General features: G+C 67.9%; 2 protein-coding genes. Both read right to left on the minus strand.

Annotated features, from left to right (window positions below):
- Positions 1-626 precede the first annotated feature (626 nt).
- Positions 627-983: a hypothetical protein gene (locus E1300_RS49110; RefSeq protein ID WP_131764102.1), complete on the minus strand. Its 357-nt coding sequence runs from the start codon at positions 981-983 to the stop codon at positions 627-629.
- Positions 984-1,056: 73 nt separating this feature from the next.
- Positions 1,057-1,647, minus strand: a complete 591-nt coding sequence (locus E1300_RS49115) for a phospholipid scramblase-related protein (RefSeq protein WP_131764103.1) — start codon at positions 1,645-1,647, stop codon at positions 1,057-1,059.
- Between the last annotated feature and the right edge of the window lie 586 nt (positions 1,648-2,233).

The following is a 2,233-nucleotide window of genomic DNA, read 5'->3' on the forward strand; positions in this document are numbered from 1 at the left end:
ATGGCCACGGGGCGACCCGACCGACCAACAGGCCGACCGAGCCGATAAGGCACTGGCTTTTAACACGCTGTTGAGTTCTCAAGAAACGGACACCCACCGTGCTGGATTCGCTTTCGCGTTTCCCGCCCCGGGGCGACTCGCTTTACTTTACCGGATCCGCTCGGCTTGTCAATTCCGGGCTTTTCCGATCCGCCTTTCCAGTCCGCTTGCGCGGCCCTTCCGGGCGGGTGTTTCCATTTCATCAGATCCGGCGCGATTGTCAAAATCGACCTTTCCGACGCACCACGATACGGCAGGCACGGCAGAACCGTGTCGGCTGACTCGTAGTGGTTTCCCCATCGGGCCGGCCGCCTGACGGCGTCCCGCTCCCCGTGGGGCGAAGAGAACAGTATGCCCCTGAGGGAGCAACGTCAAACCGGCTCGCGCGACTCCGTAGCCGCGGTCGCACTCCGGGCCGCGAGTTCGCTCCGGCTTCAACGCTGCGACCTCGGATTATGGTCCGCGGTCGTGCCCCAGGTGCCCGATACAACACGACCCAAGTCGCGAAAATTCCGGTCGTCGTCCTTCACCCTCGCCGCCTAAGGAGTCTGCCGACACGAACGGGCGTCACGGGGTGGTGGCAGGTCCTACGACTGGGCGAGGTACCCCCCGACGAACAGGACGGCTTCGCCGAGTACCCACACCATGGCCGCGATGCCGAGCAGGGCGTCCAGGCGACCCGCGTGGTGCCGGATCGCGGGCGTCGCCCAGGCCGTGATGGCGAGTGCGGCGGCGAGGACGGCGACCGGTATCGAAAACAGGACGGCGTCCTCGAAGTCGGCGGCACAGATCGCGTCGTGGGACTTCTCGTCACCGCAGAAGGCGGAGTCGCCCCATCCTCCGAGCGCGGAGAAGATCCACAGCAGGGCAAGCGCGCAGTTGGCGATCGTGGGGACGGCCGGTGAGATCCACCAGCCGTTCGGGCGCCCGGGCATCGCCTGCACGAACGGACGGTACCTCGCAGCACGGCGCCTTTGAACCCCTACGAGCACGCCGGCGAGGCCGTGAAACCGGCGCTCAGGTGATCTCTTTGGACTCGTGCAGGTTCAGGTCCATGACGATCGCCGTCATGGCCGCCATCGTCCGCAGCGGCTCGGGCACCGGGTCGAAGATCTCGACGCTGTACTTGTCGGCCGTCGTCAGCAGGTGGGTGGCGAGCCCCGCCCACTTCTTGCGGACGTGCGCGACCTTCCCGCCCCCGGCGGAGATGACCTCGAAGTTGTTGTGCGGCAGGTCCACGCTGACCATGCCGATCGCGGTGTTCGCGCCGTCGCGGACGGAGTAGCGGCGTCCGACGCGCTCGGTGACGAACGTCCCGACGACCTCTCCCTCCGGCTTGCGTACCTCGGTCAGCTCCCGGCCCAGCTGCTTGTCCACGACCAGGAGCGGCTCGCCGTCCGGCGTGGTGAGCAGGACGGCCCGCGCATCGGAGTCCGACTTGCCGGGGAAGACCTGCTTCAACGACTCGGCGCGGTTCTTCGACGCGGTCTCATTCGCGATCGCCAGGACGGTGCCGTCCCCGTCGAGCACCTTGTACCGCGACTTGGCGAACGGACCTCGGCGAGGCTGTTCGACCTTCAGCATCGGGGAGCTGAACACATCGCTCACGTGTTCTCCTGCCTCATCGGCCGCCCGGACGGGCCGCCTCCATCTTCACTTGGCCGGCGCCGTCCTCGCGTTCGGACGGATCACCGTTCAAGCGGCGATCCTGCCAAGCACGTCCGGTGGAGGGAAGCACTTCCCGGACGCCGCCCGGCCCCATGATCGCCAACGTACGCCCCAAAGCAACATGACCTGCCCGCGGTCCTAACTTCGTCTCCCCGCGGAAAGCAACATCTCCCCACCCCGCCCCCGCCCCCAAGCAGCACCCGTCAGCCCCCACCCCCGCAGCACCGAACCAACCACCCCCACACCACCGCCCCCGACCAAGCCGACCTCGATCGCAACCACTCCGATCGCAACCACTCTGATCACGCCCATCAAACCCGCCGCGCCACCGTGCCCGCGGCGCCACCGCACCCGCCGCGCTGCCATGCCCGCCACGCTGCCATGCCCGCCACGCTGCCATGCCCGCCGCACCCATCGCGCCACCGCACCCGGCCTGTCGGCCCGGAGCCTCCGCACCACCGGCGACCTGGAACTCAACGACGGATCCACCGTGGAAGGGCCCGTCGACCTTCTCGGCGCGACCATC

Origin of the sequence: Actinomadura fibrosa (genome assembly GCF_900659615.1) — a bacterium.
GTDB lineage: Bacteria > Actinomycetota > Actinomycetes > Streptosporangiales > Streptosporangiaceae > Spirillospora > Spirillospora fibrosa.